Below are 4,649 nucleotides of genomic sequence, written 5' to 3'. Positions count from 1 at the left end.
CTGCTGCAAGCTGGCTGCTGGTTGCCGGGGTCGGTGCGCTTGGCCTTTGTCGCCGCCGCTCTGCCTCGCAGAATTCCTGAACGCGGTCACACTGCGTATCATGACCACGCCAAGGCCGGTCCGGCATCGGACCGGCTTTTCCACAGTTCTCCACAGGCGGCGCCAATTTCGTTCCTCAGCGCCCCAGACGGTGATGCAGGCGCATCTGCAACAGGTTCACCCCCGGATTGCGGTCGCCAAGTTTACCGTTCGACATATGCGCCACGCCAAGCGACAGCGCGTTGCCGTCGGTCAGCCGATAGCCAACGGCAAGCTGGCTTTGGAATTCCAGAGCAAGGCCCAGATCATGCGCATCGTCGCTGCTGTGGTAATAGCCCGGCATCTCGCTAAGCTGCACGAACCAGCCGCCTTTGCCCAGATCGCGCGTCGCAACCAGCCCGGCACCGATGAAGCCGTTGCTTTGACCATCGCGGTACAGCCCGGCAGTCAGCCCCAGATCAAAGCCCATCCACGAGGTGAAGGGGTCGTGGTGGTATTCCACAGTTCCGAACGCGCTGTCATCTGCCTTGCTGTTGCTGAACTGCGTCCGACCCAACCCCAGCGTGACCTCTTTCGCGGCGGCAATGCCGCCGCACAGAAACATCACTACCGCAGCGGCGGAAATTCCGGCCCTGGACATCCCGCAATAACCTTCACTCACTCATAGGCATACGTATTTCCCCAAGCTGGCGCCATGCAACGCTGTTGCGCAAGCGCGCTGACCGCAAGAAGTGATGGAAAAGCCCGCAGGTGATGCAAAATCGCCGCGCGGAAGGCAGAAAAGCGCAAGCGTCCGGCCTGCCGAACGAACGGGCCGGACGCAACCGGGCACGATGCCCCAAAGTCGGACGAATCAGTTCGCCGCCAGTTGTGCCGTGCAGGCTCGGGCGGCCTCGATGGCGGCGTGGCTGCCGGTCAGGTCGATCGCAACACCCTCGCCATTCGTGTCCGAAAAGGCCAGCATCGTCTGCCCGGCCTCCATATCGGCGACGAAATCGGGGTTGTTGGCGACGAAATAGCCGCCCTGATAGCCCTCGGAGAGGCCATGTTCCCGCATCATGGCCTTGCCGGAATAGGCATTGCCGTTGACGGTGATGGTGATGTCCTGCTCACCGGCCGTGATGCCCAGATCGACGGGTGTGAATACGCCGACATAGCCAAGGCTGTGGTCGGCGGTCAGACCCATCTGAACTACGTTGCCATTCGAGTCCTGCCCCTCGGCCAGGCAGGATTGGCGCTGCACATCCGCATAGATGATCCAGGGCCCGGCTTCACCGACCTGCTCGAAACTGTCAGTGCCGGGCGACAGAACCTGAGCCGAGGCGACCCCCGCCAGCATCGCGACGGCGGCGGCCGAGGCCAACGCTTTGACGGTCCATTTGATCGAATACATAACTGGCACTCCATGGTTGAAATTGTGTCGCGTTCGCAGGTGGCCAACACAGCCCGCCGGGATTGGTTCCCGGCGGCGGGCGATTTCCTGCGCCGCCCCCGATGACGTGATGACGCATGGTCCGCGCCGCGCCCCGGCCCGGAGCTTGCGCCGATGCGGGCGGGCCTTTAGAAGCGGCCAGCATCGAACGAAGAAAGGCGAGGTGGGATAATGGGTTTTCGCATGGGAATCGTGGGGCTGCCGAATGTCGGCAAATCCACCTTGTTCAACGCGCTGACGAAAACCGCCGCCGCGCAGGCCGCGAATTTTCCCTTTTGCACGATCGAGCCGAATGTGGGCGAGGTCGCGGTTCCTGATCCCCGGCTGGACAAGCTGGCAGAAATCGCGGGCAGCAAGCAGATCATCCCTACCCGGATCACCTTTGTCGATATCGCCGGGCTGGTGAAGGGGGCCAGCAAGGGCGAGGGGTTGGGCAATCAGTTTCTGGCCAATATCCGCGAGGTGGATGCCATTGCCCATGTGCTGCGCTGTTTCGAGGATGGCGATGTCACCCATGTCGAGGGCCGCGTCGATCCCATCGCCGATGCCGAGGTGATCGAGACCGAACTGATGATCGCCGACATGGAATCCATCGAACGCCGCCTCGCCAATCTTGCGCGCAAGCTGAAGGGTGGCGACAAAGAGGCGGTGGCGCAGGAACGTCTGCTGAAGGCGGCGCTGGCCGTTCTGGAACAGGGCCGGCCCGCGCGCTCGGTCGAGGTGGCCGAGGACGACCGCAAGGCGTGGAACATGCTGCAATTGCTGACTGCAAAGCCCGTTCTGTTCGTCTGCAATGTCGAAGAGGAAAACGCGGCAAAGGGCAACAGCCAGTCCGCGCGCGTGGCCGAAATGGCCGGGGCGCAGGGCATGGGTCATGTGGTGATTTCCGCGAAGATCGAGGAAGAGATCAGTCAGCTTGCCACCGACGAACAACAGATGTTCCTGGGTGAGCTGGGTCTGGACGAGGCCGGGCTGGACCGGCTGATCCGCGCGGGATACGACCTGCTGGGCTTGCAGACCTATTTCACCGTCGGCCCGAAAGAGGCCCGCGCCTGGACGATCCGCAAGGGCACGCTGGCCCCGCAAGCGGCAGGCGAGATCCATGGCGATTTCGAAAAGGGCTTTATCCGCGCGGAAACCATCGCCTTTGTCGATTATGTGTCAGGCAAGGGCGAAGCGGGCGCGCGCGAGGCAGGCAAGCTGCGGGTCGAGGGCAAGACCTATGAGGTCAAGGATGGCGACGTCCTGCATTTCCTGTTCAACGCCTGACCGGCGCAGCCTATCGCTTTCGTTCCCAACGCCCTGATTCTTCTGACCAGTATTCCGCATTTATACCCGCCCCCGTCAGGGCTTTCCATTGCTCGCGGGCGCGGGTGAGGGCGTCGGAATTGCCGCCGTCGAAGATGATGCAGGCGCGCTGAAGCTTTGTGCATTCGGCGGTCGTCACCTCGGCCCCGTCAAGCGCCATCAGACAGGATGCATCATTGGTGGCGGGCTGGCCCGGCAGGGTCAGCAGAACCGGCTGGCGGGGGTCATGAGGGCCGCCCGCGATGCCATGGGGCAGGAAATCGTCACGCAGCCACAGTTGCGCGTCCAGCCACTCCATACGGGCGGAATCACAGCCGCGCAGCTCTACGCGCCAGCCCGCCGCAAGGGATTTGCCAATCAGCACGGGCAGCAAATCCTCGGCGGGCGAGCGGGTGAGGTGATAGAACAGCGCGTTGCCCATTCGCCCCCCTCAGCCTGCGCGATACCGGTGCGCGCGCCTCATTTCGTTTCGTACCGGTCACGGATCAGCCGGTCCAGCGTCATGACGCCCCAGCCCGTCGCGCCCTTGGGCGCCAATTCGGTCGCCGATGGCGGCAGGGCCACGCCCGCGATGTCGATATGCGCCCATGCCTGCCCCTCGCGGATGAACCGCTGAAGGAACTGGGCGGCCGTGATCGAGCCGGCGGGGCGGCCGCCCGTGTTCTTCATATCGGCCAGCCGCGACTTGATCTGCTTGTCATAGGCCGCGCCAAGGGGCAGACGCCACGCACCCTCGCCCTCGGCCCGCGCCGAGGCAAGGATGCCGTCTGCCAACCTGTCGTCATTGGAAAAGACGCCCGCGTTTTCATGCCCCAACGCGATGATGACGGCACCGGTCAGCGTTGCAAGATCGATCACCGCCGCCGGTTCGAAACGGGTCTGCGCGTACCACAGCACATCGGCCAGAACCAGCCGCCCTTCGGCATCGGTGTTGATGACCTCGATCGTATCGCCCTTCATGGATTTCACGATGTCGCCGGGGCGCTGCGCGCGGCCATCGGGCATGTTCTCGACCAGACCGACAAGGCCCACGACATTCGCTTTGGCCCGGCGCAGCGCCAGCGCGCGCATCACGCCCGCCACGACACCCGCGCCGCCCATGTCCATGGTCATTTCCTCCATCCCGGCGGCGGGCTTGATGGAAATGCCGCCGGTGTCGAACACGACGCCCTTGCCGACCAGCGCCAGCGGCGCCTCGTCCCCGCCGCCGTTCCAGCGCATCACCACCACCTTCGAGGGGCTTTCGCTGCCCTGCCCAACGCCCAGCAAGGCACGCATGCCCAGCCTGGCAAGCTGGGGTTCCTCAAGCACCTCGACGGTGAGGCCGATTTCCTCCATCGCCTTCAGGCGGTCGGCGAAATCGGTGGTGGTCAGGATATTGGCGGGTTCGTTGACCAGATCGCGGGTAAAGAACACCGCCTCGGCCAGCGCCGCGCCATCCTGCGCGGCCTTGGCGACAGCCTGCGGATCCTTGACCATAAAGCTGACCCGCGGCTTTTCCGCGCCCTCGTCGCCATCCTTCGCCTCAGGGGCGGTCTTGTAGGCCGAAAAATCATAGCCGCGCAGCGCGAGGCCAAGGGCGATCTGATCGGCGCGCTTATGCACACCGGCCAGAACCAGCGTATGAACCTTGCCCAGCCTTGCACCGATGGCCGCACCCGCCTTGCGTGCCTCGGCCACGGTGGCATTGGCGGGCAGGGCAATCAGGTGCAGCGCCTCGGCGGCCATACCCGCCGGAAAGGCCAGTTCCAGCGCCTCGCCGGGTTTCAGCCCCTTGCCTGCCCCGGATTCCAGCGCGCGCTGCGCCGCCTCGCGTGCGGCGCGAGGCAGACCGGCTGGCAAGCGGCCCTGCGAGGCGACGATCAGCGCG

6 protein-coding genes are annotated in these 4,649 nt (G+C 64.5%); 2 read left to right on the top strand and 4 right to left on the bottom strand.

What is annotated here, in order from left to right; translation table 11 throughout:
- On the top strand, positions 1-80 hold an 80-nt coding region (locus ACK5L9_RS06995), incomplete at its 5' end, for a VPLPA-CTERM sorting domain-containing protein (RefSeq protein WP_416910749.1).
- Between the two features lie 95 nt (positions 81-175).
- Here the strand turns inward: ACK5L9_RS06995 and ACK5L9_RS06990 are convergent.
- Both ACK5L9_RS06990 and ACK5L9_RS06985 read right to left on the bottom strand, forming a co-directional pair.
- A complete protein-coding gene (locus ACK5L9_RS06990; protein ID WP_416910748.1) occupies positions 176-679 on the bottom strand; it encodes an acyloxyacyl hydrolase in 504 nt (167 codons plus the stop codon).
- Between the two features lie 213 nt (positions 680-892).
- The gene (locus ACK5L9_RS06985; RefSeq protein ID WP_416910747.1) at positions 893-1,432 is read right to left on the bottom strand and encodes a hypothetical protein; all 540 of its coding nucleotides are present in this window, start codon (positions 1,430-1,432) and stop codon (positions 893-895) included.
- 210 nt (positions 1,433-1,642) lie between these two features.
- Here ACK5L9_RS06985 and ychF point away from each other — a divergent pair, with 210 nt between their 5' ends.
- Positions 1,643-2,740: a redox-regulated ATPase YchF gene (gene ychF, locus ACK5L9_RS06980; RefSeq protein WP_416910746.1), complete on the top strand. Its 1,098-nt coding sequence runs from the start codon at positions 1,643-1,645 to the stop codon at positions 2,738-2,740.
- 10 nt (positions 2,741-2,750) lie between these two features.
- On the opposite strand, the gene ACK5L9_RS06975 is transcribed toward ychF, so the two are convergent.
- Complete coding sequence (locus ACK5L9_RS06975) at positions 2,751-3,200, bottom strand: DNA polymerase III subunit chi (RefSeq protein WP_416910745.1); 450 nt, start codon at positions 3,198-3,200, stop codon at positions 2,751-2,753.
- A 38-nt stretch (positions 3,201-3,238) separates the two neighbouring features.
- A partial coding sequence (locus ACK5L9_RS06970; protein ID WP_416910744.1) for a leucyl aminopeptidase occupies positions 3,239-4,649 on the bottom strand: 1,411 nt, incomplete at its 5' end.

This window comes from Paracoccus sp. (in: a-proteobacteria) (assembly GCF_047973135.1).
Lineage (GTDB): Bacteria > Pseudomonadota > Alphaproteobacteria > Rhodobacterales > Rhodobacteraceae > Paracoccus.
The sequence above is the reverse complement of the archived record's forward strand: the minus strand, read 5'-3'. Positions and strand labels throughout refer to the sequence as shown.

What these genes read in the sequence shown, in the direction of transcription:
- ACK5L9_RS06985 (WP_416910747.1), bottom strand. Translation starts at nt 1,432, where the DNA reads ATGTATTCGATCAAATGGACCGTCAAAGCGTTGGCCTCGGCCGCCGCC.
- ychF (WP_416910746.1), top strand. Translation starts at nt 1,643, where the DNA reads ATGGGTTTTCGCATGGGAATCGTGGGGCTGCCGAATGTCGGCAAATCC.
- ACK5L9_RS06990 (WP_416910748.1), bottom strand. Translation starts at nt 679, where the DNA reads ATGTCCAGGGCCGGAATTTCCGCCGCTGCGGTAGTGATGTTTCTGTGC.
- ACK5L9_RS06975 (WP_416910745.1), bottom strand. Translation starts at nt 3,200, where the DNA reads ATGGGCAACGCGCTGTTCTATCACCTCACCCGCTCGCCCGCCGAGGAT.